The 22,431-nt window shown below is 62.3% G+C and carries 23 protein-coding genes, 1 tRNA gene, 2 rRNA genes, 1 other RNA gene and 1 pseudogene (1 of these 28 only partly in view); 10 read left to right on the forward strand and 18 right to left on the reverse strand.

Annotation, left to right across the window (positions count from 1 at the left end; translation table 11 throughout):
• Window positions 1–78: 78 nt before the first annotated feature.
• Both rnpB and FHS92_RS08240 read left to right on the forward strand, forming a co-directional pair.
• An RNA gene (gene rnpB / locus FHS92_RS08235) (RNase P RNA component class A) lies at window positions 79–480 on the forward strand.
• Between the two features lie 63 nt (window positions 481–543).
• Window positions 544–1,077: a J domain-containing protein gene (locus FHS92_RS08240; protein WP_184079426.1), complete on the forward strand. Its 534-nt coding sequence runs from the start codon at window positions 544–546 to the stop codon at window positions 1,075–1,077.
• Between the two features lie 101 nt (window positions 1,078–1,178).
• Here the strand turns inward: FHS92_RS08240 and FHS92_RS08245 are convergent, their stop codons facing one another.
• The 10 genes from FHS92_RS08245 to gluQRS all read right to left on the reverse strand — a co-directional run bounded on the left by FHS92_RS08245 (window position 1,179) and on the right by gluQRS (window position 7,718).
• Window positions 1,179–1,466: a GIY-YIG nuclease family protein gene (locus FHS92_RS08245; protein WP_184080267.1), complete on the reverse strand. Its 288-nt coding sequence runs from the start codon at window positions 1,464–1,466 to the stop codon at window positions 1,179–1,181.
• 400 nt (window positions 1,467–1,866) lie between these two features.
• Window positions 1,867–2,763 carry a bifunctional methylenetetrahydrofolate dehydrogenase/methenyltetrahydrofolate cyclohydrolase FolD gene (gene folD / locus FHS92_RS08250; protein ID WP_184079428.1) on the reverse strand — a complete coding sequence of 299 codons (897 nt, stop codon included), beginning with the start codon at window positions 2,761–2,763 and terminating at the stop codon, window positions 1,867–1,869.
• A complete protein-coding gene (locus FHS92_RS08255) occupies window positions 2,760–3,041 on the reverse strand; it encodes a DUF167 family protein (RefSeq protein ID WP_343056699.1) in 282 nt (93 codons plus the stop codon). The genes folD and FHS92_RS08255 overlap by 4 nt, the downstream gene beginning before the upstream one ends.
• A 41-nt stretch (window positions 3,042–3,082) precedes the next feature.
• Window positions 3,083–3,376, reverse strand: coding sequence for a YggT family protein (locus FHS92_RS08260; RefSeq protein ID WP_184079430.1), 294 nt, complete (start codon window positions 3,374–3,376; stop codon window positions 3,083–3,085).
• Between the two features lie 91 nt (window positions 3,377–3,467).
• The gene (gene argB / locus FHS92_RS08265; protein WP_184079432.1) at window positions 3,468–4,373 is read right to left on the reverse strand and encodes an acetylglutamate kinase; all 906 of its coding nucleotides are present in this window, start codon (window positions 4,371–4,373) and stop codon (window positions 3,468–3,470) included.
• Between the two features lie 62 nt (window positions 4,374–4,435).
• Window positions 4,436–4,867: a DUF4870 family protein gene (locus tag FHS92_RS08270; protein WP_246351872.1), complete on the reverse strand. Its 432-nt coding sequence runs from the start codon at window positions 4,865–4,867 to the stop codon at window positions 4,436–4,438.
• Window positions 4,868–5,047: 180 nt separating this feature from the next.
• Window positions 5,048–5,917: a 3-hydroxyacyl-CoA dehydrogenase family protein gene (locus tag FHS92_RS08275; RefSeq protein ID WP_184079434.1), complete on the reverse strand. Its 870-nt coding sequence runs from the start codon at window positions 5,915–5,917 to the stop codon at window positions 5,048–5,050.
• An 81-nt stretch (window positions 5,918–5,998) separates the two neighbouring features.
• On the reverse strand, window positions 5,999–6,565 hold the full coding sequence (locus FHS92_RS08280; RefSeq protein ID WP_184079436.1) for a cob(I)yrinic acid a,c-diamide adenosyltransferase: 567 nt from the start codon (window positions 6,563–6,565) through the stop codon (window positions 5,999–6,001).
• A gap of 10 nt (window positions 6,566–6,575) precedes the next feature.
• Window positions 6,576–6,815, reverse strand: coding sequence for a twin transmembrane helix small protein (locus FHS92_RS08285; protein ID WP_184079438.1), 240 nt, complete (start codon window positions 6,813–6,815; stop codon window positions 6,576–6,578).
• Window positions 6,816–6,824: 9 nt separating this feature from the next.
• Window positions 6,825–7,718 (reverse strand): tRNA glutamyl-Q(34) synthetase GluQRS, encoded by an 894-nt coding sequence (gluQRS, locus tag FHS92_RS08290; protein WP_246351873.1) that lies wholly within the window; start codon window positions 7,716–7,718, stop codon window positions 6,825–6,827.
• Between the two features lie 95 nt (window positions 7,719–7,813).
• Here gluQRS and FHS92_RS08295 point away from each other — a divergent pair, with 95 nt between their 5' ends.
• Together FHS92_RS08295 and mtgA are read left to right on the forward strand one after the other, a co-directional pair.
• Window positions 7,814–8,380, forward strand: coding sequence for an HNH endonuclease (locus FHS92_RS08295; protein WP_184079440.1), 567 nt, complete (start codon window positions 7,814–7,816; stop codon window positions 8,378–8,380).
• Window positions 8,381–8,531: 151 nt separating this feature from the next.
• On the forward strand, window positions 8,532–9,227 hold the full coding sequence (gene mtgA / locus FHS92_RS08300) for a monofunctional biosynthetic peptidoglycan transglycosylase (protein ID WP_184079442.1): 696 nt from the start codon (window positions 8,532–8,534) through the stop codon (window positions 9,225–9,227).
• A gap of 45 nt (window positions 9,228–9,272) precedes the next feature.
• Here mtgA and FHS92_RS08305 read toward each other — a convergent pair whose 3' ends face one another.
• A complete protein-coding gene (locus FHS92_RS08305; RefSeq protein ID WP_184079444.1) occupies window positions 9,273–10,436 on the reverse strand; it encodes an MBL fold metallo-hydrolase in 1,164 nt (387 codons plus the stop codon).
• Between the two features lie 31 nt (window positions 10,437–10,467).
• Between FHS92_RS08305 and FHS92_RS08310 the strand changes: the two genes are divergently transcribed.
• Both FHS92_RS08310 and FHS92_RS08315 read left to right on the forward strand, forming a co-directional pair.
• Window positions 10,468–10,683 (forward strand): hypothetical protein, encoded by a 216-nt coding sequence (locus FHS92_RS08310; RefSeq protein ID WP_184079446.1) that lies wholly within the window; start codon window positions 10,468–10,470, stop codon window positions 10,681–10,683.
• Between the two features lie 144 nt (window positions 10,684–10,827).
• On the forward strand, window positions 10,828–11,421 hold the full coding sequence (locus FHS92_RS08315; protein ID WP_184079448.1) for a hypothetical protein: 594 nt from the start codon (window positions 10,828–10,830) through the stop codon (window positions 11,419–11,421).
• A 118-nt stretch (window positions 11,422–11,539) separates the two neighbouring features.
• Here FHS92_RS08315 and FHS92_RS18735 read toward each other — a convergent pair whose 3' ends face one another.
• Window positions 11,540–12,022, reverse strand: coding sequence for a tetratricopeptide repeat protein (locus tag FHS92_RS18735; protein WP_425506234.1), 483 nt, complete (start codon window positions 12,020–12,022; stop codon window positions 11,540–11,542).
• 96 nt (window positions 12,023–12,118) lie between these two features.
• Here FHS92_RS18735 and FHS92_RS08325 point away from each other — a divergent pair, with 96 nt between their 5' ends.
• A complete protein-coding gene (locus FHS92_RS08325; RefSeq protein ID WP_184079452.1) occupies window positions 12,119–12,442 on the forward strand; it encodes a hypothetical protein in 324 nt (107 codons plus the stop codon).
• A 151-nt stretch (window positions 12,443–12,593) separates the two neighbouring features.
• Here FHS92_RS08325 and FHS92_RS08330 read toward each other — a convergent pair whose 3' ends face one another.
• Window positions 12,594–14,111, reverse strand: coding sequence for a fumarate hydratase (locus FHS92_RS08330; RefSeq protein ID WP_184080275.1), 1,518 nt, complete (start codon window positions 14,109–14,111; stop codon window positions 12,594–12,596).
• Window positions 14,112–14,197: 86 nt separating this feature from the next.
• The gene (locus FHS92_RS08335; RefSeq protein WP_184079454.1) at window positions 14,198–15,826 is read right to left on the reverse strand and encodes a glycosyltransferase family 39 protein; all 1,629 of its coding nucleotides are present in this window, start codon (window positions 15,824–15,826) and stop codon (window positions 14,198–14,200) included.
• 507 nt (window positions 15,827–16,333) lie between these two features.
• Between FHS92_RS08335 and FHS92_RS08340 the strand changes: the two genes are divergently transcribed.
• Complete coding sequence (locus tag FHS92_RS08340; protein WP_184079456.1) at window positions 16,334–18,292, forward strand: ribonucleoside-diphosphate reductase subunit alpha; 1,959 nt, start codon at window positions 16,334–16,336, stop codon at window positions 18,290–18,292.
• 302 nt (window positions 18,293–18,594) lie between these two features.
• Here FHS92_RS08340 and FHS92_RS18305 read toward each other — a convergent pair.
• Window positions 18,595–18,831, reverse strand: a pseudogene (locus FHS92_RS18305) (DUF2171 domain-containing protein); the annotation flags it as partial.
• Between the two features lie 331 nt (window positions 18,832–19,162).
• Between FHS92_RS18305 and FHS92_RS08350 the strand changes: the two are divergent.
• On the forward strand, window positions 19,163–20,221 hold the full coding sequence (locus FHS92_RS08350) for a ribonucleotide-diphosphate reductase subunit beta (protein WP_184079460.1): 1,059 nt from the start codon (window positions 19,163–19,165) through the stop codon (window positions 20,219–20,221).
• 5 nt (window positions 20,222–20,226) lie between these two features.
• Complete coding sequence (locus tag FHS92_RS08355) at window positions 20,227–21,198, forward strand: PIN domain-containing protein (RefSeq protein ID WP_221230967.1); 972 nt, start codon at window positions 20,227–20,229, stop codon at window positions 21,196–21,198.
• Between the two features lie 93 nt (window positions 21,199–21,291).
• Here FHS92_RS08355 and FHS92_RS08360 read toward each other — a convergent pair.
• From FHS92_RS08360 to FHS92_RS08370, 3 genes are all read right to left on the reverse strand, one after another.
• Window positions 21,292–21,368, reverse strand: a tRNA-Met gene (locus FHS92_RS08360).
• Between the two features lie 132 nt (window positions 21,369–21,500).
• Window positions 21,501–21,615 (reverse strand): 5S ribosomal RNA (gene rrf / locus FHS92_RS08365).
• A 171-nt stretch (window positions 21,616–21,786) separates the two neighbouring features.
• Window positions 21,787–22,431, reverse strand: a 23S ribosomal RNA gene (locus FHS92_RS08370) (it continues 2,150 nt past the right edge of the window).

Here is a 22,431-nt window from a genome sequence, read left to right on the forward strand (position 1 = left end):
CGCAGGGCGAACGGCGTGACGCCCGTTCGGCCATTCCCCCCCTATCCTCCCCCGCCCCGTTGCGCTATGACGGCTGCGCCAGAGGATCGGGCGACCGCGGCGTGTTTCGGCACGGCGAGGAAAGTCCGGGCTCCACGAAATAACGGTGCCAGCTAACGGCTGGCGGGGGCGACCCCAGGGACAGTGCAACAGAGAGCAGGTCGCCCAGAGGCAACTCTAAGGCTTCGGCCAGGCGAAGGTGAAAGGGTGCGGTAAGAGCGCACCGCGTCCCCGGCAACGGCGGACGGCACGGTAAACCCCACCGGGAGCAAGACCGAATAGGGGCGGCGCGCTCCGCGCAAGCGGGGCAGGCAGTTTTCGACCGGGACCGCCCGGGTTGGTTGCTGGAGGCCGGGAGCGATCCCGGTCCTAGAGGAATGGTCGCCCATCCGTGCCGCAGGGCGCGGTGGACAGAACCCGGCTTACAGATCCTCTGGCATTTTTATCGACGGCAAGGCTTTGCGGCTTTCCATGGGCGGCGGTCGTCCCTACAGTTGAGAGTGTATGGCACGCGCAGGACGCAAGAATGACTGGGGCTTTCCCCGCTGGGGCGGCTATGGCGCGGACCGTGCTGCGCAGCAGGTGCGCATGTGCGACCGGCATGGCTGCGACCAGCCGGGTGACTGCCCCGCGCCCAAATCGCCCAACAGCCCGGAACGCTGGTATTTCTGCCAGCAGCATGCGGGCGAATATAACCGCGGCTGGGACTATTTTCAGGGACTGGACGAGGAAGAGCGGGCGACGCGCGAGCATAATGAGCGGCGCGACGCGGGCGGCTTCAGCGGTGGCACCTTCTACGGGTGGGGGGCGCCCGGTGACGGCACCCGGTCCCGCGACGAGATGCGCGCGCTCGAACTGCTGGAGCTGGACAGCGACGCCGATTTCGAGGCGATCAAGAAAAGCTGGCGGCGGCTGGCAAAGGAAAACCACCCGGACGTGAAGCCCGGCGACGCGGCGGCCGCGCAGAAATTCCAGGCGATCCAGGCGGCTTACGATGTGCTGAAAAGCGCCGAAGAACGGCGGATGTGGAAGGGGTAGGCTAACGGCCGGATGGGGTCAGCGGGCTTTGTCAGCTTTGTTGTGGGGAGCTACCTATCCTCACCGTCACCCCGGACTTGATCCGGGGTCCCGCTGTTTTTTCAGGCAAGTCGCTCGAAGAGATCGTGCCAATCAGGGTTGCCGCGCTCGATCAGGTCGAACTTCCACTGCCGCCGCCAGCGCTTGATGCGTTTCTCGTGCGCGATGCAACTTGCAATATCTTCACCCCGCTCCGCCCAGACGAGGCGAGATAGGCCATATTTCGCGCAGAAATCAGAACCCGTGCCGGCGCGATGCTGATGAATGCGTGCAGGCAGATGAGACGTCACACCCACATACATCGTGCCGCGATAGCAGTCTGCCATGATGTAGACCCATCCCCCCTGCATGAGCTCAGCATCAAAGAAGCGGGACCCCGGGTCAAGCCCGGGGTGACGAACCCAGAAACTCAATTCGATGCCTGCCCAATGTCCGCAATGTTGTCGTTAGCCGAACACCAGCCAAAGCAATAGCCCGCCAATAATAAACGGCCCTAGCAAAGCCGCTGCGCCGCCAATCCACCCCCATTTTCGGTAGCATAGCTCGACTACTCCTTCCCAAAACCCTTGGATTAAAATTTCGGCAAGCCATGTCATTCCCACGTGATGCAATACGGCGAGCGCGTCTGCAACTGAGAATGACTTTAAGCACCACCATGTCCGAAACGTTGTGGTATCCGGAACGTCCACTCCCACTTTAACCGCTCGCTTACGTCACCAAGGGCGCGGCCATTCGCCCCGCCCCCCCGACCTACAACCCCACCGGCGCCGCGATTCCGGCCCGGGCGCAGGCGGCGACGAGGGTGTTGCGGAGCAGCACCGCGATGGTCATCGGGCCGACGCCGCCGGGCACGGGCGTGATCGCGCGGACATGCGGGATGGCTTCGGCGGTGGCGACATCGCCGACGATGCGGGTGGAGCCTTCCTCGTCGCCGGGCACGCGGTTGATGCCGACGTCGATGACGGTCGCGCCGGGCTTGATCCAGTCGCCCTTGATCATCTCCGGTCGGCCCACGGCGGCGACCACGATATCCGCGCGATGGACAACGCTGGCGAGGTCGCGGGTGCGGCTGTGCGCGATGGTGACGGTGCAGCTTTCGCCCAAGAGCAGCGCGGCCATCGGCTTGCCGACGATGTTGGAACGACCGACGACGACCGCTTCCAGCCCGGACAGGTCGCCCAGTTCGTCCTTCAGCAGCATCAGGCAGCCGAGCGGGGTGCACGGCACCAGCGCGGGCAGGCCGACAGCAAGGCGACCGCTGTTGACGACGTGGAAGCCGTCGACATCCTTGGCCGGATCGATCTTCGCGATGACCGCCTGCTCGTCGATATGCTTCGGCAAGGGCAGCTGGACGAGGATGCCGTCGACGCGATCATCGCCGTTCAGTTCCTCGATCAGTTCGAGCAGCTCGTCCTCACTGATGGTGGCGGGGCGGCGGAACTCGAAGCTTTCCATCCCAGCCGCGACCGTCATCTTGCCCTTGTTGCGGACATAGACGGCGCTGGCCGCGTCTTCGCCGACCAGTACGACGGCGAGGCCGGGCTTGCGCCCCTGCGACGCGACGAAGGTGGCGACACCCTGCGCAACCTCGACGCGCAGCCCGGCGGCGAACGCCTTGCCATCGATCAGTTTGCCCACGCTCGTCATTGGTCCAGTCCCTTCTTCAAATGCGCTGCGATGGCGGCGGCGTCCCCGGTGATCCGCAATCGCTTCAGCCGGCTGGCATCGCCCGCCTCCAGCTGTATGCAGCGATGCGGCAAGCCGACCGCCTTCGCCATGAGCTGGATCAATGCGGCGTTGGCCTTTCCCTGCTCCGGCACCGCCCGCACCTGCGCGCGCAGCCACAGCGCGCCCTTCTCATCCGTCCATGTGCCGCCCCAGCCGTCCTTCGCGCTGCGCGGCGTCAGGCGAACCTGCACCAGCACAGCATCGCGGTCGATCCGCCAGGGGAGGGTCGTCGGTTCGTCTATAACATCGCCCCGAACAGCGGCGGCAGGATCGCCTGCCGGATGATGACGATGGCGAGCAGCACGACCATCGGCGACAGGTCGAGCGCGCCGAGATCCGGCAGGATCCGCCGGATCGGGCGATAGATCGGCGCGGTCAGCCGATCGAGCGCGATCATGATCGAGCGGACGAAATCGTTGTGCATGTTGATGACGTTGAAGGCGATCAGCCAGCTCATGATCGCCTGAACGATGATGATCCACCACAGCACGTTCAGCAGGATGGTGATGATCTGGTACAAAGCGTAGGCCATGAACACTCCGCGTGAAACAGGCGGGAAATGCCTGCGTTGTGCCCCGTCGCTCTAGCGCAGGGGGCGGGGATAAGACAAGTGTTCCCCGTCGTTACGCCCGCACCAACGTCCCCGCGCCACGCCGGGTGAAGATTTCCAGCAGCATCGCGTGCGGCACGCGTCCGTCGAGGATGACGGCGGCGTCCACCCCGCCCTGCACCGCGTTGAGGCAGGTTTCGAGCTTCGGGATCATGCCGCCGGAAATCGTGCCATCGCCCTGCAACGCGCGGATGTCGTCCGGCCGCAGGTCGGTCAGCAGCTCGCCCTGCTTGTCGAGCACGCCCGCAACGTCGGTGAGCAGGAAGAAGCGCGACGCGCCGAGCGCGGAGGCAATCGCGCCCGCCATCGTGTCCGCGTTGACGTTGTAGGTGTGGCCGTCCGCGCCGATGCCCACCGGCGCGACCACCGGGATGATCCCGTCGCGGGTCAGGCTGTCGAGGATGCGGCGATCGACCTGCACCGGCTCGCCCACGAAGCCGAGGTCAACATGCCGTTCGATGCCGCTGTTGGGGTCGGCCTCGCGCTTGCCCGCGACCTTTTCGCACAGCACCAGCCCGCCATCCTTGCCGGAGATGCCGACGGCGCGGCCGCCCGCCTGGCTGATCCAGCCGACGATTTCCTTGTTGATGCTGCCCGCGAGCACCATTTCGGCGATCTGCGCGGTTTCCGCGTCGGTCACTCGCAGGCCGCCGACGAACTTCGATTCGACGCCGAGGCGCTTCAACATCGCGCCGATCTGCGGCCCGCCGCCGTGCACGACGACGACGTTGATGCCGACCGCCTTCATCAGCACCACGTCTTCGGCAAAATCCTTCGCCAGTTCTGGGTCGCCCATGGCGTGGCCGCCATATTTCACGACGAAGGTCTGCCCCGCATAGCGCTGCATATAGGGCAGCGCTTCGGTGAGGACTTCGGCCTTGGCGAGCAGGGCGGGATCGGGAGCGTGTTTGTCGGTCATGCGCGCGCGTCTAGACGCTTTTCACGCGAGGGGAAAGAGTGGAGGATTTTCCCTCCAGGCGATCACACCAGCCAGGTCTGCGGATTGGGCATCGGCGCGCGCTTCTGCGCATTCACCAGTGACAGCACGATCCGCACCAGCGTCCAGATGCACAGCCCCGCGAGGATGAGGAAACCGATACCAACGATGAGCGTCAGCACGCCGAGAAACACGCCCAGCAGGCCGATCCAGAAGGTGCGAATGAGATAGGTGTAGTGGGTGGCTTCCCACGGTTCGTGCGGTTCGCCCTTCCACACATAAGCGAGCACCAGCCCGATGATGCCGCTGATCCCGGTGATATAGGCGCCCACATAGAGCAGCCCGATGATGGTCGGCCGGTTGAACTCAAACCCCGGGGCCGGTGTGGCCGCGGGATGTTCGGCCAATGGCGGCGGCGTAGCGTCCACGGGCCGGGGGTCGGTGGGATCGGGTTGGGTCGGTGTTTCTTCGGTCATGGCACACCCCACATCGCTGTGCGATCAATGTGCCGTGTTTTCCACGCCGTGGCAATGTGGTTGGTGCTCTTGAGCACTCTGCCTCCGTTCGTCCTGAGCTTGTCGAAGGACCGTTCTTCTATCTCAAGAAATACGGGGCTTCGACAGGCTCAGCCTGAACGGATGTGGGGCGAAGTGGCCTCAAAAGCTCGGGACGGGTTCCGGCCCGGAATAATCGTAGAAGCCCTTGCCCGTCTTGCGGCCGTACCAGCCGGCTTCGACCAGTTTCAGCAGGATCGGGGCAGGACGGTATTTCGAGTCGCCGGTGTCGCCCTGAAACACTTTCAGGATATCGAGGCAGGTGTCGAGGCCGATCATGTCGGCCAGCGTCAGCGGCCCCATGGGGTGCCCAAGACCAAGCTTGATGCCCAGATCGATGTCAGGGATCGAGGCGAGGCGCTCACCCACGGCGAAGAAGGCTTCGTTGAGGAGCGGGAGCAGAATGCGGTTGACGACGAAGCCGGGGCTGTCGGTGGCGAGAATGGTCTGCTTGCCAATCTTGGCGCCGAAATCCTGTGCCGCCTGCGCGGTCGCGTCGCTGGTGCCCAAGCCCCGGATGATTTCCAGCAGTGGCATTAGCGCGGGCGGATTGAAGAAATGCAGGCCGATGAAGCGCGCGGCATCCGGCGCGGACCGGGCGAGCCGCGTGATCGAGATCGACGAGGTGTTGGAGGCAAGAATGGCGTCCTTGCCCAGCACTTTGCCGACCGTGGCGAAGATCGTGTGCTTGATGTCTTCCCGCTCGGTCGCGGCTTCGATGACGAGGCTGGCGTCCGCCATCGGGGCGTAATCGGCGACCGGGACGATCAGCGCGAGCGCGGCGTCGGCGGCGGACTGTTCGAGCTTGCCCTTTTCGACGAGCCGCGCAAACTGCTTGGCGATCCCGGCCTTGCCCGCTTCGGCGCGCGCGATATCGATATCCGACAGCAGCACCTTATAGCCCGCCTGCGCCGAAATCTGTGCGATGCCCGCGCCCATTTGGCCCGCGCCGATGACCGCCATAGTCTGCATGAGATCCCTTTCCGTGAACGTAAATCGCGGCCCGCTTAGCGCAGGCCAGGCGGATGATCCACCCTTTTGCGCGCTACGGCGTCAGCGGGAAGCGCCCGGCACCCATTTGACGTCGCCCGCGCCCTGCGCGTTAACGTGCCGCGCCATGACGAACAGCAGATCGGATAGCCGGTTGAGATAGGCCAGGGCATGGGGATTGAGCGCCACATCGCGCGCGGCCGCGACGGCGCTGCGTTCGGCCCGGCGCGTGATGGCACGGGCGAGGTGGAGGGCGGCGGCGGCAGGCGATCCGCCGGGCAGGATGAAGCTGTCAAGCGGAGCAAGGGCGTCGTTCATGCCGTCGATTTCCCGTTCCAGACGCTCGACCTGCGACGCGATGATGCGCAGCGCCCAGCTGGGTTCGGGATCGGCAATCGGCGTGGCGAGATCCGCGCCGAGATCGAACAGGTCGTTCTGAATGCGCGTCAGGAGCGTGGCGCTTTCGCCCTCGCCCACCGCAACGATGGCCAGGCCGATCGCGCTGTTCGCTTCGTCGACATCGCCCACGGCGACCATGCGTGGCGCATCCTTTGCGACGCGCGATCCGTCGACCAGCCCGGTCGTCCCATCGTCACCGGTGCGGGTGTAGATCTTGTTGAGCTTGACCATGAGGCTGGGCTTACGACCCGTGGCCCTTCAGGAGAAGGAGCACCGCGACGATCAGCACGGCGATGCCCTGAAACATGATGCGGCCGAACATCGCCTTGTTCTGTTTGAGGGCGGACGCGCTGGGGCCCTGTTCCTTCGAATTGAGTTCCTGTTCGGTCGTTTTCAGGAAAGCGACGACGCCGCGCACCAGCATGAAAACGGTCGCGCCCATGGCGGCGACGAGGAGGATCGTGAGAAGGACATTGCTCATGCCCGCAATCTAGGCGTGCTGGAGGGAGATTCCAACCGGAAACACGCCGGAGCGAAGATCGGCGGCAAGACAGGCGGGATCCGCGCCGCTTTCGCGCAGTTCGGCCAGCGTGATGCCACCCGTGCGCTTGGCGAGGCGCCTGCCGCTGGCGTCGACGAGCAACGGGTGATGGCGATAGACCGGGCCGGGCAGGCCGAGCAGCGTCTGGAGCAGCGCATGAATATCGGTCGCGGTGCGCAGGTCCTCGCCGCGCAGCACATGGGTCACGCCCATCGCGGCGTCGTCGGTCGTCGCGGCGAGGTGATAGCTGGTCGGCGCATCCTTGCGGGCGAGGACGACATCGCCCGCCTGTTCAGGATGCGCGTCGATCCAGCCCTGCTCCGCATCACGCCAGCGGATGGGGCCGCTGCGCGCGAGGGCGGCGGCCATATCGAGGCGCCAGCAATGCGGTTCTTGCGCGGCCCGTTCGGCACGCTGCGCAGGCGAAAGCGCGCGGCAGGTGCCAGGATACAGCGCACCCTCCGGCCCATGGGGGGCGGACGCGCTGGCGGCGATCTCGGCGGCGATTTCCGCGCGGGTGCAGAAGCAGGGATAGACCAGCCCCTCCCCCTTCAGCCGGTCAAGGGCGGCGGCATAGACATCCAGCCGCTGCGACTGGTGCATCACCGCATCCCCGTCCCAGTCGATGCCGAGCCAGCGCAGATCCTCGAGGATGCCCGCGACATGCTCGGGTCGGCTGCGCGTGCCGTCGATATCCTCGATCCGCAGGCGGAACGCGCCACCCGCCGCGCGCGCCATGTCGTGCGCCATCAGCGCGGACCAGCCATGACCGATGTGCAGACGCCCGGTCGGGCTCGGCGCGAAGCGGGTCACCATATTCTGTAGTTCGTCGCTCGGGCTCATACAGGCTCTTGACGGGAGAAGGTGGTTAATGCTGTCATGCGCCTGTCACGCTTGTCGGCGATGAGCGGGCGCACAATTGGGGTCACGGTCGATTTATGTATCATCCCGACGTCATACGACACCCGGAAAGTTGTCCGGCACTGGTGCTCAACGCCGATTATACGCCCTTGAGCTATTATCCGCTGAGCCTGTGGCCCTGGCAGACGGCGATCAAGGCGGTGTTCCTCGACCGCGTGGACATCGTATCGACCTATGAGCGGGAAGTGCATTCGCCCAGCTTCCAGATGAAGATCCCCTCGGTGATCGCATTGAAGCAATATGTGCGGCCGTCCGCCTATCCGGCGTTCACGCGGTTCAACCTGTTCCTGCGCGACCGGTTCACCTGCCAATATTGCGGCAGCCCGCACGACCTGACGTTCGACCATGTCGTGCCGCGTCGCGCGGGCGGGCGCACGACGTGGGAGAATGTCGCGACCGCCTGTTCGCCGTGCAACCTGCGCAAGGGCGGGCGGACGCCCAAGGAAGCGCATATGAAGCTGACCGTGCCGCCGATCCGCCCGACGACCTGGCAGTTGCAGGAACATGGCCGCGCCTTTCCACCCAACCATCTGCACGACAGCTGGCACGACTGGCTCTACTGGGATGTGGAATTGTTGGCTTAATCCATTCCGCACCGGCGGGCTGCGAAGCGCGATTTCCTGCGCTTTTCGCTCCGGCCTGAGCCAAATCGTCGGCGCTCGTTTCTTCCCTTGAGGAGACGGGCTTCATCCAGCCCCCCTTCCCCGCGCGGGCATCCGTGATTACAACGTCCCCATGGCTCGCAAACCCGCCGCGAAATCGCGCCGTTCTCCGTGGATCCTCTGGCCGTTGCGCATCGTCGGCGGCTTCATCGCGCTGTCGGTGCTGATGGTGGTGCTCTATCGCTTCGTGCCGCCGCCGGTGACGCTCACCATGTTGTTCGATCGAAACGGCATCACCAAGGACTGGATGAGCCTGGACGACATGTCCCCCAATATGGCGCGCGCCGCGATTGCCGGGGAGGACGGCAAGTTCTGCCTGCACCACGGCTTTGACGGCGTCGCGATCGCGCAGGCGATGCGGCACAACGCGTCCGGGGGGCGTATCCGCGGTGGATCCACGATCAGCCAGCAAACCGCCAAGAACGTGTTCCTGTGGCAGAATGGCGGGCTGCTGCGCAAAGGGCTGGAGGCGTATTTCACGCTGCTGATCGAGGCGGTGTGGGGCAAGAGGCGGATCATGGAAGTGTATCTCAACGTCGCGGAGACGGGGATCGGCACCTATGGCGCGAACGCCGGGGCGATGCGCTATTTCCATCACGATGCCAGCCGCCTGAGCCGGACCGAAGCGGCGCGGATTGCCGCCGTTCTGCCGCTTCCCAAGAAGCGCGGCGCGGTGGCGCCGGTCGGCTTTACCCGGCACTATGGCAACGCGATCGCGCGGCGTATTCCGATCGTGCAGCGGGAGGGGCTGGACGACTGCCTGCGGTGATCGCCGGGAATAATGCCGCGATGATCCCCGGGCAAAATCCGGGGCCTAGCGCAGCCGCATCATCTCGGGCGAACGATCCGCACAGGCCGCCGCATCCTGCTTGCCCGGCCGGACGAAGCTGTAGGGCGGGACGTTCATCGCCGCGCCGATCGCCAGCGGCGCGAAGCGGTTTGGCGCGATCCCCGCGCAGCGCAGGTGAAGCCGCAGCATCTCCGGGGGCGTATCGCGCGCTTCGTAGGTCTGGCGAAAGGTGCCCCAGTGAATCGGGAGGGCGGTGGACGCGCCGAGCGCTTCAAACACCTGCACCGCGTGCCGGGGACCGATGTGCGCCTCGCTGTCCATCTGCCCCGGATAGAAGCGGAACGCGCCGATCGGGATGATCGCCAGACGGATCGGGCCGAAGCGCCGCGCCTCGAGCGGCCAGCGCATGTCGCCTGCGCCGGTATCGCCCGCGAAGTAGACATTCCCCGCGCCGGTTTCGATCAGGAAGCTCGACCAGAGGGCGCGGTTGCGATCCTTGCCCCAGCGGCTCGACCAGTGGTGGTTGCGCAGGATATGGACCTTTGCACCGGGCCGGTCGACCTGCGCGCCCCAATCGCCTTCGCGCGCTCCTATCCCCGCATCGCGGAGAAGCTTGCCGTTCCCCAGCGCGGTGACGATCAACGGTCGATCACGATCCCACAGGCGTTTGAGCGTCGGGATGTCCAGATGGTCATAATGGTTGTGGCTGACGACAACGATGTCGATCTTGGGCAGGGCTGCGAATGCGATCCCCGGCTGTGCGACGCGTTTGGGTCCGACACCCGGAAGGGGGCTGGCGTAATCGGACCAGATCGGGTCGGTCAGAATGTTGAGCCCGCCCGCCTGCACCAGCACGGTGGCATGCCCGACCCAGGTCGCGCGCATCGCCGAGCCGGTGACCCGCGCGGGCGGCTTCGTGGGACGGACATCGACATGATCGGGCCAGGGGGGCCGGTCGAGATTGACCCACAGCCAGCGGGTCAGCATGTTTCCGCGCGGCGCACCGGGCGGAACGGGAAAGCCGATGTCCCCATCGGGATTCGCGAAGCGCGCGCCGTCGAAGTGACCGGAGTGCGGCCCCTCGTAATAAATGCGATCAAGGAATGCGGGGACAAGTGTGGCCGCGAGCGCCAATGCGATCACGATCCACAGGATCGCCGCGCCCAGCCAGCCTGCGGCCCTCAGCATGAAAGGACGAGGTGATTAGGGATGACGAACAATGCGCGGCGGGCCTGCGTGCGCCCACCGATCGACCGTTGCGGGCGGATCGGCACATCCGGTCGACCGGTTCGGCCGCTTGTGCACACTGGGGTTGGGCATCCGCCCGGGTCCATTTCTGCCCTCAATCGTCGTCACCCTGGGGAGGTTGCACTTCGGGCGTGCGATCCTGCCGATCGCCAGCCCCGTCGTCCGTGTCGATGGCGACGAGCGGTAGAGGAGGATCAGGCCGAGCAAAAGCCCTTAATCTCCTTCGCACTCTGGCACTACGCCCGGGCGGACGGTTGGTTGCGGGCGGACCGTGCACAGATTTTGTTAACCATGTTCCGGCAGGACGGGCGCGCGAGGAAAAGGAGGATTTATGTCCTTATGGTCGATACTTAACAGCAGCCAGGGCCTTTCGAGCGGAACCTATGGCACGGCGCAGACGACCGCCGCGATGCAGCGGCTGATCGCCGAGCAGCGCGCGAACGCCGAGGCGACCGACACCAGCAGCGGCCCGAGCAACACGGGATCGTCGATCTCCATTTCGGCGAACGCCGAGCTGGCGGCGACGGAAAACGCCGACAACGCGAAATCGATCGACACGCTCGCGGCGCAGGTGCGCCAGGCGCTCGACCAGTGGAAGAAGGACGGCAAGGGCACGCCCGACCTCTCGCACCTGAGCGCGCGGGCGCTTTCGGCGATGGCGCTCGACCATGGCAAGCAGTTCACGCCGACGGAGATGGCCGAGGCGAAGGCGGAGCTGCACAGCCGCAGCATCGCGGCCTATACGCGCGCGACATCGGGCAAATCCGGCATCGCGGCGATGAGCGCGTACAACAGCTGGCTGATCGCGCGCTACGACGCGGCAAGCAGCGAGGAGCGCAGCGCGATGGGATGGACCGACCAGACCCGCGCGGGCGCGCAGAATTTCCTTACCCGTGCGTCAGCGGCGGATCCGTTTGGGGAGTAGGCGGAGTGGGTTGTATGTGGGGTGAGGTCTGGATTTAGCGGGTATATTCGACGGGGTGAATGGTGGGAATGTTGTGGGAAGTGGTCGTTGCTCAGGGGCAACTGATCAGCCATGACACTTAGACCCGGCGCAAGCGAAGCTTACGCAACAGCCGCCGCGCTAAGTCTCGCTCGTATTCACTGATGTAATTTGAAGCCTCGGCGGCGGCGAGGCAGCGGAGTGCTGCTTGTGGGTCGCGCTTCACGCCACGACCTCTTAGATAGCACTTCGCCATTTCGAGTTGGGCACTTCCATCACCAGCGGCCGCTACCCGCTGATACCAGCGAAACATCAACCTGATCTTGCCCCGCTCACGGTATAAAATAGCGATGTTAGTCCCCGACGCGTGGCTCCCAAGGCGCCATGCTCTACGATATATTTTCATTGCCAAAGTTTTGTCTTCGGGCATGCCCTCACCGATATCATACATGTAGCCGAGAGCATGAAGGCATAAGAAGTCGCCTAGGGCTGCACCCTGTTCATAGCAACGCCGAGCAAGGTCAAAATCGCCTTGCTCTGCTGCGGTGTAAGCTATCCGAAGTAGGGCGTTGGTATTAGGCACTGGCAGCTTATAGGACAGGTAAAGGCAATCTCAAATGACCGAGATGTTGTGGGTAGCGGACATTGCACGGATAACCCTTGCTTGTAGTATGACCCGATGGAACTGGACGAGCTACGCCGCCGCTTGAAAATTATTCTCGCTGCCGAAGAGCGAGAGCTTCCCGATTGGTCGGAGGTGGAGCGCCTGATAAGAGAACTTCAGCCGCAGTTACATATCGATGCCACGCCCGAGATTGTGTACCATTATCTCGACGACGCGGACATTCGCGTCCGAGACTACGCGTATGCCCTTCGGCAACGACGGAAAGTTCGCCGCTTTGTGGATCACGGCGATTACGACGTGGGAACGCCAATTCCTCGTTGGGGATGTGCACTCGCGATTCTGTTGGCCGTAGGATTTATCGTTTGGCTGACGATATAGCTACTATGTCCGCGAAGTTGTCGTGTCCGGACAGTCCGCTTCCGCGTGATAGCGGCTGTTCGACGCGGTAATCAGGGCGCTGACCTGCGAGGCACCACCCACCCCTGCCCCTCCGATAAAGGGGAGGGGTAAGGAGGCCGCCCCATCCGCATTACGCCCCGGCGAGCAGGCCTTCCTTGGCGATCTTGTCGCGCCAGACGAGGGGGGCGAGGTGGTGGACATTGTTGCCTTCGCTGTCGACGGCGACGGTGACGGGCATGTCCTCGACCGTGAATTCGTAGATCGCTTCCATGCCGAGATCCTCGAAGCCGACGACCTTCGCGCCCTTGATCGCGCGGGCGACGAGATAGGCCGCGCCGCCGACCGCCATCAGGTACGTCACCTTGTGCTTCTTGATCACCTCGACCGCGCCCATGCCGCGTTCGGCCTTGCCGATCATGGTCAGCAGGCCCAGGTCGAGCATCATGTCGGTGAACTTGTCCATGCGCGTCGCGGTGGTCGGGCCGGCCGGGCCGACGACTTCGCCCATGACCGGATCGACCGGGCCGACATAATAGATCGCGCGACCCTTGAAATCGACGGGCAGTGGCTCGCCCTTGGCCAACATATCCTGAATGCGCTTGTGCGCGGCATCGCGCCCGGTGAGCATCCTGCCGTTGAGGAGTAGGCGGTCGCCCGCCTTCCAGCTCTGCACCACGTCCGGGGTCAGGGAGTCGAGATCGACGCGGATCGCGGCCTTGTCCGGCGCCCAATGGACATCGGGCCATTCGTCGAGCTTGGGCGGCTCCAGATAGGCGGGGCCGGAGCCATTGAGCGTGAAATGCGCGTGGCGGGTGGCCGCGCAGTTGGGGATCATCGCGATCGGCTTGCCCGCCGCGTGGCAGGGATAGTCAGTAATCTTGACGTCGAGGATGGTCGAGAGACCACCCAGCCCCTGCGCGCCGATGCCGAGCGCGTTGACCTTGTCATAGATTTCGATGCGCAGTTCCTCGATCTTGTTCTGCGGACCGCGCGCCTTCAGTTGCGCCATGTCGATCGGCTCCATCAGGCTCTGCTTGGCGAGCAGCACGGCCTTTTCCGCCGTGCCGCCGATGCCGATGCCGAGCATGCCGGGCGGACACCAGCCCGCGCCCATCTGGGGCACCATTTCGAGCACCCAGTCGACGATCGAGTCGCTGGGGTTCATCATCTTGAACTTCGACTTGTTTTCCGACCCGCCGCCCTTGGCCGCGACATCGACGCTGATGGTGTTGCCGGGCACCATCTCGACATTGAGCACGCAGGGCGTGTTGTCCTTGGTGTTGACGCGGCTGAACGCGGGATCGCGCAAAATCGAGGCGCGCAGGCGGTTTTCCGGGTGAAGATAGGCGCGGCGCACGCCTTCATCGACGACATCCTGCAGGCTCTTGTCCGACTCGAGGCGGCAATCCTGCCCCCATTTGATGAACACGTTTACGATGCCGGTGTCCTGGCAGATCGGACGATGCCCCTCCGCGCACATACGGCTGTTGGTGAGGATCTGCGCGATCGCGTCCTTTGCGGCCGGGCCCTGCTCCGCCTCATAGGCGACGCCCAGCGCGCGGATATAATCCATCGGGTGATAGTAACTGATGAACTGCAGCGCGTCGGCGACGCTCTCGATCAGGTCGGCTTCGCGGATGACGGTCATGGATTGGGCCATGGAATTTCCCCTAGGCAGTGGGAGCGAAAAGACTGCCCGGCCTATGGGATTTTTGGACCGGCATGTCCAGAGGATCAGATGGGCGGGGGTGCGCTTTGCGCTCGACCCGCCGGGCAGGGGGCGTCCGACACCTTACGGTGCAAAATCAGGCGGAAATCGAGCTTGTGCAAGGATTTGACGGGCAGGCCGACGCTGTTCGTCAGATGATAGAGCGTCGCTTTCCACCCGGTGCGATAGATATTCCGGACATCCGACCGCGCCCAGCATCCTTCCAGCGGAGGCGGAACCTTCGCATGCGTCTTGCGCGCGGCGATCCAGTCTTCGACGGTCAGTTCCTTATGGCCCACCGGTGTTTTCCCGACCCGGACGAAGCGGGCAAACGTGGCGCGCGGCACGGCCCAATAGACCGCCTCCGCCAGATCGGCGCGCATATAGACCGGCTCCCGCGTTTCCTTCACCAGATCGGCGGCGGCCCAAGGGAGCGTCATGCGGGAACTGCGCATGTCGAGGCTGACGAGCATGACGACGATCTGCACGGCCAGCAGCAGTTTAAGCAGCCAACGCACGCGCCCCTGCCGCCACAGTTCCGCGCCCAGGATCCCGCCGATAAGCGCGACGCAGCAGAGCGTCACCAGATAGTAACGCGGCCGCTGCGACACCATCAGCACATAGGTGGGGAAAACAAACGCAACGACCGCGACCACCACCAACGCCCACAGCAGGCCGCGATACTGCCGGGGAATGCCCCCGCTGCGCCACGCGACACACGCCACGATCGCGCTCCACCACCACAGCAGGCAATAGCGGATATCGAGAAAGAAATAGAGGATCGGATTGATTGCCCAGTGGACATAAATCGGTCCATCGACCGTCCAGCGCGCCGCGAGGTCGGGATTGAGGAGAACCTGCCCGCGATAGACGCCGCCGCGCAGATGCGCAGAGGGAATATCCGTGTGCGCCGTGATAACATGGAAGCGATAGAGAATGTCGCCGGTTTTGGCATAGAGGAACAGCCAGTCGGCAACCAGCAGCGGAGCGGCGCCCGCCGCGACCATCAGCACATCGCCGCGCGAAAACGGCCGACCGCGCAGCAGCAGCCAGCCATAGAGCAGCACCATCCATGCCGCTGTTTCGCGCGTCATGATGGCCAGCGCGGTGGCGAGACCCGAGGCGGCAAGTAGCCAGCGGCGCTGCCCCGCACGATGCCCGATGTCACGCAATTCCCACGCGCGATACAGCAGCATCAGCGCGGAGCCGACCCAGAACAGCTCGATGAAATCGGGATAGAACCGCCCGCCATAGTCGCGCACGATCGGCGTCGCGAGCAGCAGCGCCGCCGCAAGCAGACTTGCCCCCCATCCGATCCGTTTGGGGAAAAACGAAAAGAACAGCAGGAAGAAGCCGACAAAATAGACCGCCGGAAGGAGGAAAAACACCAGAGGGTCGTCGGGCCAGATGCGCATCAGCAACGCCAGCGGCAGGACGATGGCGTTGCGCAGTTCCCAGTGCGTCTTGCCGACATAGGGCGCGTGCTCGGCCCATTGCCGGGCGGCAAGCGCAAAATGCCGGTCATCGATGATGAAGCTGATGCCGATCGAATGAGAGATCGCCAGGCCGAGAACCAGCGCGAAAAGAGCCAGCGCGACCGCCCGCCACCGGATCCCGGGGGTGCCGACGCCAAAATTAGCAGATCTTCTGGTCATGGCCGAAAAAAGGAGCCTTCAGGCCGGATGGCATCCGTAATCACGTCTTCTCTTTCTTATCACAGTCTGCCGTGCGCGGGGTAGGTGCGTGTTATTTCGTGAACAATTCCTGAATCCTCCGACGGCGTGATACAGGCGCACCAATATATTTTCGTTCCCCTCCCGTTCTCTTGCGTTTGAAAAAGCCAAGGAAAGACCGCGCGTCGCGGGTGGTGGGTGCGACGAACGGAATCGCAGCAGCGACGAACCGAGCTGTTAACCGCGCATTTACCCTCTTGCATCATCCGGGCGCTGTGGCACTATCCCTAGTACAGGGGCATTAGAGTCAACCCAACAGCTTGTGTTGCGTATCGCCGGAGCTTTTCGGCGAAGGGGGCGTTTTGCGCTCTCAACCGGAGCGTGAAGGGCTGATTTTTCCACCCCCAGCCGATGCGGCATGTTATAGGGACGGGTAGCCTTCCCTGCACTTGACCAAATCGAACGGACAGTGAACATCAGGGTGCGCACATGGATTTCAGATCGACCGAGGAAGTAGGCAGCGACGTGGCGACAATGATTGAGGAACGGCCGGAAACGGCAACATCGACGCGCAGCGCGACAGGGCCGAAGGGCGTCGCGCGGACCGAGGCCACGCCCGCGCCGGCCCCCGCCGAATCGTCCAAGACGGTAGACGTGCGCCGCTTTCCGGTGGTGACGGACCCGTCGCGCGACGCGCTGCTGACCGATTTCGGCAAGGAAACGCTGAACGACCGCTATCTGCTGCCCGGTGAGAGCTATCAGGATCTGTTCGCGCGCGTCGCGGCGGCTTACGCCGACGATGCCGACCATGCCCAGCGCATCTATGATTATATCAGCCGCCTGTGGTTCATGCCCGCAACGCCGGTGCTGTCGAACGGCGGCACCGGGCGCGGCCTGCCGATCTCCTGCTACCTGAACAGCGTCGATGATAGCCTGGAGGGTATCGTCAACACCTGGAACGAGAATGTCTGGCTCGCCTCGCGCGGCGGCGGCATCGGCACCTATTGGGGCAGCGTGCGCGGCATTGGCGAGCCGGTCGGCCTCAACGGTAAGACCAGCGGCATCATCCCCTTCGTTCGCGTGATGGATTCGCTGACGCTGGCGATCAGCCAGGGGTCGCTGCGGCGCGGATCGGCGGCGTGCTATCTCGACATCTCCCACCCGGAGATTGAGGAGTTCCTCGAAATCCGCAAGCCGTCGGGCGATTTCAACCGCAAGGCGCTCAATCTGCACCATGGCGTGCTGCTCACCGACGAGTTCATGGAATGCGTGCGGGAGGGCAAGGAATTCAACCTACGCAGCCCGAAGGACAATTCGGTGCGCAGCACGGTGGACGCGCGGGCGCTGTTCCAGAAGCTGGTCGAGACGCGCCTCGCCACCGGTGAGCCCTATATCGTCTTCTCCGACACCGTGAACCGCATGATGCCCAAGCATCACCGCGATCTGGGCCTCAAGGTATCGACGTCCAACCTCTGTTCGGAAATCACCCTGCCCACGGGTCGCGACCATCTGGGCAACGACCGCACCGCGGTGTGCTGCCTGTCGTCGATGAACCTCGAAACCTGGGACGAGTGGCATGACCACCCGACCTTTGCCGAGGATATCATGCGCTTCCTCGACAATGTGCTGCAGGATTATATCGACCGCGCCCCGCCCGAAATGGCCCGCGCCAAGTACAGCGCGAGCCGCGAACGCTCCGTGGGTCTGGGCGTCATGGGCTTCCACAGCTTCCTGCAGGCGCGGCTGATCCCGTTCGAAAGCGCGATGGCGAAGTCGTGGAACCTCAAGATCTTCAAGCATATCAGCGCGAAGGTGAACGAGGCATCGATGATGCTGGCGCAGGAGCGCGGCCCCTGCCCCGACGCGGCCGATCAGGGCGTGATGGAGCGTTTCTCCTGCAAGATGGCGATCGCGCCGACCGCGTCGATCAGCATCATCTGCGGCGGCACTTCGGCCTGCATCGAACCGATCCCGGCGAACATCTACACCCACAAGACCCTGTCGGGCAGCTTCTCGATCAAGAACCCCTATCTCGAAAAGCTGCTGGTGGAGAAGGCGAAAGACAGCACCAATGTCTGGAACTCGATCCTCGAGAAGGGCGGATCGGTGCAGCATCTCGACTTCCTGAGCCAGGACGAGAAGGACGCGTTCAAGACCAGCTTCGAGATCGACCAGCGCTGGCTGCTCGAACTCGCCGCAGACCGCACGCCCTATATCGATCAGGCGCAGTCGCTCAATCTGTTTATCCCGGCGGATGTCGAGAAGTGGGATTTGCTGATGCTCCATTTCCGTGCGTGGGAACTGGGTATCAAGTCGCTTTATTATCTGCGCTCCAAGTCGGTGCAGCGCGCGGGCTTCGCCGGCGGGGTGGAGGCGGACAACACCATCGACCTCAAGCAGATCGAGGTCGAGGCGAAGGATTATGACGAGTGCCTGGCATGCCAGTGAGGATATCGGGCAACCGCTGATCTGAAGGCAAGACAAACAAAAGCCCCTCCAGCGCAATGCCGGAGGGGCTTTTGTTTTACCTGTGTGCGAGCTCAAACGCCGGTTTTGCGTTCCTGGGCAAATTCGCCGCCGTTGGAGTCGATTGCGGTGGAGCCGATCTGGCCGCCGCCACCCGCGAGGCCCTCGCCGGGGTTGTTGTTGGGTGAGCTCGAGAAGAACGCGGCATTTTCACGGCCGCTGCTCGCGTCCTGACCACCGCTGGCTTCCTGACCGCTGCCATAGCCGGTCTGCGACTGCTGCGGCTCCTGCTCGGCCGCAATCGCATCCTGCGCATTGACCGACAGGCGCACCTTGCCGCCGTCGATGCTCGAAACCTGCGACAGGTCGATATAATGGTGGTGCCCGCTATGGCCTTCGGGGCCACTGTCATTCTTGGTGAGCTTGATCCGGTTGCCCTCGACATGATCGACCGTGCCGACATGCTGGCCGTCCGCGCCGATCACTTCGGCATGTTCCCGGATTTCATTGGCATTGACCATCGTCATTCTCCTTGAGACACACATGGGGTTGTGTCTGGCTCTAACGAGCGAGGAGGCGGGGCAGGCCCAACGATCGGGCGCGAAAGGCGCGGCGTTCGGCGCGTTGCGGGAATGCGCGCCCGATCCGGAGCGAACCCGCTGGAATCGCGTGTGAACAACATCTTGCGTGGGGCGGCGCAAACCCGCCACTAGACGTGGTACTTTATCCCCACATATTCGCGCGCCATCCGCTTTTTCCGATAGCAAAGCGCCCCGAGCTGACATATCCTCTCTGCCATGATGGATCACCGCCGCACGGCGCGATCCGCACCGCTCGTTTACGGAGTATCCCATGTCTCTCCTTCAAGCCTCCAAAGTCTACAAGCCCTTCGAATATCCCTGGGCGTACGAGTACTGGAAGCGCCAGCAGCAGGTGCACTGGATGCCAGAGGAAGTGCCTTTGGGCGAGGATTGCCGCGACTGGGCGCAGAAGCTGTCCGAGCATGAGCGCAACCTGCTCACCCAGATCTTCCGCTTCTTCACACAGGCCGATGTCGAGGTACAGGATTGCTACCACGACAAATATGGCCGCGTGTTCAAGCCGACCGAAGTAAAGATGATGCTGACCGCGTTCAGCAACATGGAGACGATCCACATCGCGGCATACTCGCACCTGCTCGACACCATCGGCATGCCGGAGAGCGAGTACAGCATGTTCCTCGAATATGAGGAAATGCGGGCCAAGCACGATTATATGCAGCAGTTCGGCGTCGACAGCGACGAGGACATCGCGCGCACCCTCGCCATGTTCGGCGGCTTTACCGAGGGGATGCAGCTGTTCGCGTCCTTCGCGATGCTGATGAACTTCCCGCGCTTCAACAAGATGAAGGGCATGGGGCAGATCGTCACCTGGTCGGTGCGCGACGAGAGCCTGCACTGCGAAGGCATCATCCAGCTGTTCCACGCGTTCGTGAAAGAGCGCGGCTGCCTCACCAAGGCGGTGAAGGAAGACATTATCGACTGCTGCCAGAAGACCGTGCGGCTGGAGGACGCGTTCATCGACCTGGCGTTCGAGATGGGGCCGGTGCCGGGCATGACCGCCAAGGAAATCAAGCGCTACATCCGCTATATCGCCGACTGGCGGCTGGGCCAGCTGGGCTTCCAGCCGATCTACATGATCGAGGACCACCCGCTGCCCTGGCTCGCGCCGCTGTTGAATGGCGTGGAGCACGCCAACTTCTTCGAGACCCGCGCGACGGAATATTCGAAGGGCGCGACGCGCGGCAACTGGAACGAGGTGTGGGATAGCTTTGACCGCCGCAAGAAGCTCAAGGCGAACGACGGTGCGGATGACGTGGTGGGGGATGACGGCGAAGATATGTTCAGCCGGGCGGGGGTCGCGGCGGAGTAGGTTCTGTGCTTCATATTTTTGTCGATACGAACATATTCCTTAGCTTGTACGCGTACACCGATGACAACATTGAAGAACTCAAAAAGCTTGTTAGTCTGATAAAGAATAAAAGTCTCAAAATATATATTACCGTTATTGTGAATCAGGAGTTCAATCGCAATAGAGACAAAAAGATCAGAGAATCCTTGGGAAATTTTGAGAATTTTTCAACAGCACTTACCATTCCTAGGTTTATGGAGCATCACGAAGAAGCCAGGGAAATAAGAGACATTTTGAAAGATCTTCAGAAGAAGAGATTTTCTTTACTCGAAAAGGCCAAAAGCGAAATAGTTGCAAGGACATTAGCCGCAGACGGTCTGTTTCGGGAATTGCGAGATTCGGCGGGACTAATCGGAGTTAGTGATATTGTTGACAAGGCCGCTCGAACACGAGTTGAACGGGCCAATCCGCCAGGAAAAGATGGAAGCCTAGGTGATAGAATTAATTGGGAGATCTTGTTGGACCAAGTGCCCGACAAAAAAGATGTTCACATAATTTCTAGAGACAAAGATTTCTCCTCGCCGTGGGGAAATGACATTCCGAATAGCTATCTAAGCTCCGAATGGGAAACAATTAAATCTGGAAAAATGTACCTTTATCCAGGGCTTAAACAATTTGTAAAAGCTCATTTTCCGGACATTGCGCTGGCATCTGACGTAGAAAAGAGGCTTTCTGTCAAGGCTTTGGTGGACTCTAAGTCATTTGCTCAGACTCACAACGCAATCGCGAAACTCGCTCCGTTGTCCGCAGATTTCACAAAAGAAGACGCCAAGGAGTTGTTCCGCGCGCTTATAGAAAACTATGAAGTCAACGCGATATCGGGAGATCCCGATGTACAAGATTTTTACGAGAGCTTACTGAAAAATCAGTGGGATATACTCTCAAAAGAGGAATACGATGCCGTCACCGGGTACGTGGAGGACCCCCTTCCGTTTTGACGAAAAAATCTGACTTCGTGCAGCCAATCCAACTCTAAACACAAAAAAGCCGCCCAATGGGCGGCTTTTTTGTATCGTCTGTCATTGAGGTGATGGTTGCGGGAGCAGGATTTGAACCTGCGACCTTCAGGTTATGAGCCTGACGAGCTACCGGGCTGCTCCATCCCGCGCCACCATCGGACCAGTCATACCGCTAGGGTTATGAACCGGGCCTGAAAACAGAAAAAGGCGGCCGCGGCGGGCCGCCTTTAACGTGTGAATGGGTTTTTCCCTGACCGATTTCGTCATGCGCCGGCTTCAATGCCTGGCGACGCCCTACTCTTCCAGTGCTTGAGCAATAGTACCATCGGCGCAGTCAGGTTTCACGGCCGAGTTCGGGATGGGATCGGGTGGGGCACTGACGCTATGGTCACCAAGCAATGAAGCAGGCGCATGAGCGAGGAACCGGCATGACGCCGGTTCAACGGTAAGGGTTTTTAATCGATGCACTTTGTACTTGGGTACATTTGAGACCATTATCGGGCTGCGTATAATCATCGCTCCACAACAACAGCTGGTTACCCAGAACTGTCATTGATGGTGGGACTCTTAAGCGCGAAAAGAGCAATTAGGACTGGTTAGCTTCATGCGTTACCGCACTTCCACATCCAGCCTATCAACGTGGTGGTCTTCCACGGCTCGATGAAATCTTATCTTGAGGGAGGCTTCCCGCTTAGATGCTTTCAGCGGTTATCCCGTCCATACATAGCTACCCTGCTGCACTCCTGGCGGAATGACAGGTACACCAGAGGTATGTTCAACCCGGTCCTCTCGTACTAGGGTCAACTCCTCTCAAATTTCGACGCCCACGGCAGATAGGGACCAAACTGTCTCGCGACGTTCTGAACCCAGCTCACGTACCACTTTAATTGGCGAACAGCCAAACCCTTGGGACCTGCTCCAGCCCCAGGATGTGATGAGCCGACATCGAGGTGCCAAACGATTCCGTCGATATGAGCTCTTGGGAATCATCAGCCTGTTATCCCCGGCGTACCTTTTATCCGTTGAGCGATGGCCCTTCCACGAGGGACCACCGGATCACTATGACCGACTTTCGTCTCTGCTCGACTTGTCAGTCTCGCAGTCAGGCGGGCTTATGCCATTGCACTCTAACAGACGGTTTCCAACCGTCCTGAGCCCACCATCGCGCGCCTCCGTTACTCTTTAGGAGGCGACCGCCCCAGTCAAACTACC

The sequence above is a fragment of the Sphingobium subterraneum genome (genome assembly GCF_014199435.1).
Lineage (GTDB): Bacteria > Pseudomonadota > Alphaproteobacteria > Sphingomonadales > Sphingomonadaceae > Sphingobium > Sphingobium subterraneum.

What these genes read in the sequence shown, in the direction of transcription:
- FHS92_RS08240 (WP_184079426.1), top strand. Translation starts at nt 544, where the DNA reads ATGGCACGCGCAGGACGCAAGAATGACTGGGGCTTTCCCCGCTGGGGC.
- FHS92_RS08245 (WP_184080267.1), bottom strand. Translation starts at nt 1,466, where the DNA reads ATGCAGGGGGGATGGGTCTACATCATGGCAGACTGCTATCGCGGCACG.
- folD (WP_184079428.1), bottom strand. Translation starts at nt 2,763, where the DNA reads ATGACGAGCGTGGGCAAACTGATCGATGGCAAGGCGTTCGCCGCCGGG.
- FHS92_RS08260 (WP_184079430.1), bottom strand. Translation starts at nt 3,376, where the DNA reads ATGGCCTACGCTTTGTACCAGATCATCACCATCCTGCTGAACGTGCTG.
- argB (WP_184079432.1), bottom strand. Translation starts at nt 4,373, where the DNA reads ATGACCGACAAACACGCTCCCGATCCCGCCCTGCTCGCCAAGGCCGAA.
- FHS92_RS08270 (WP_246351872.1), bottom strand. Translation starts at nt 4,867, where the DNA reads ATGACCGAAGAAACACCGACCCAACCCGATCCCACCGACCCCCGGCCC.
- FHS92_RS08275 (WP_184079434.1), bottom strand. Translation starts at nt 5,917, where the DNA reads ATGCAGACTATGGCGGTCATCGGCGCGGGCCAAATGGGCGCGGGCATC.
- FHS92_RS08280 (WP_184079436.1), bottom strand. Translation starts at nt 6,565, where the DNA reads ATGGTCAAGCTCAACAAGATCTACACCCGCACCGGTGACGATGGGACG.
- FHS92_RS08285 (WP_184079438.1), bottom strand. Translation starts at nt 6,815, where the DNA reads ATGAGCAATGTCCTTCTCACGATCCTCCTCGTCGCCGCCATGGGCGCG.
- gluQRS (WP_246351873.1), bottom strand. Translation starts at nt 7,718, where the DNA reads ATGAGCCCGAGCGACGAACTACAGAATATGGTGACCCGCTTCGCGCCG.
- FHS92_RS08295 (WP_184079440.1), top strand. Translation starts at nt 7,814, where the DNA reads ATGTATCATCCCGACGTCATACGACACCCGGAAAGTTGTCCGGCACTG.
- mtgA (WP_184079442.1), top strand. Translation starts at nt 8,532, where the DNA reads ATGGCTCGCAAACCCGCCGCGAAATCGCGCCGTTCTCCGTGGATCCTC.
- FHS92_RS08305 (WP_184079444.1), bottom strand. Translation starts at nt 10,436, where the DNA reads ATGCTGAGGGCCGCAGGCTGGCTGGGCGCGGCGATCCTGTGGATCGTG.
- FHS92_RS08310 (WP_184079446.1), top strand. Translation starts at nt 10,468, where the DNA reads ATGCGCGGCGGGCCTGCGTGCGCCCACCGATCGACCGTTGCGGGCGGA.
- FHS92_RS08315 (WP_184079448.1), top strand. Translation starts at nt 10,828, where the DNA reads ATGTCCTTATGGTCGATACTTAACAGCAGCCAGGGCCTTTCGAGCGGA.
- FHS92_RS08325 (WP_184079452.1), top strand. Translation starts at nt 12,119, where the DNA reads ATGGAACTGGACGAGCTACGCCGCCGCTTGAAAATTATTCTCGCTGCC.
- FHS92_RS08330 (WP_184080275.1), bottom strand. Translation starts at nt 14,111, where the DNA reads ATGACCGTCATCCGCGAAGCCGACCTGATCGAGAGCGTCGCCGACGCG.
- FHS92_RS08335 (WP_184079454.1), bottom strand. Translation starts at nt 15,826, where the DNA reads ATGACCAGAAGATCTGCTAATTTTGGCGTCGGCACCCCCGGGATCCGG.
- FHS92_RS08340 (WP_184079456.1), top strand. Translation starts at nt 16,334, where the DNA reads ATGGATTTCAGATCGACCGAGGAAGTAGGCAGCGACGTGGCGACAATG.
- FHS92_RS08350 (WP_184079460.1), top strand. Translation starts at nt 19,163, where the DNA reads ATGTCTCTCCTTCAAGCCTCCAAAGTCTACAAGCCCTTCGAATATCCC.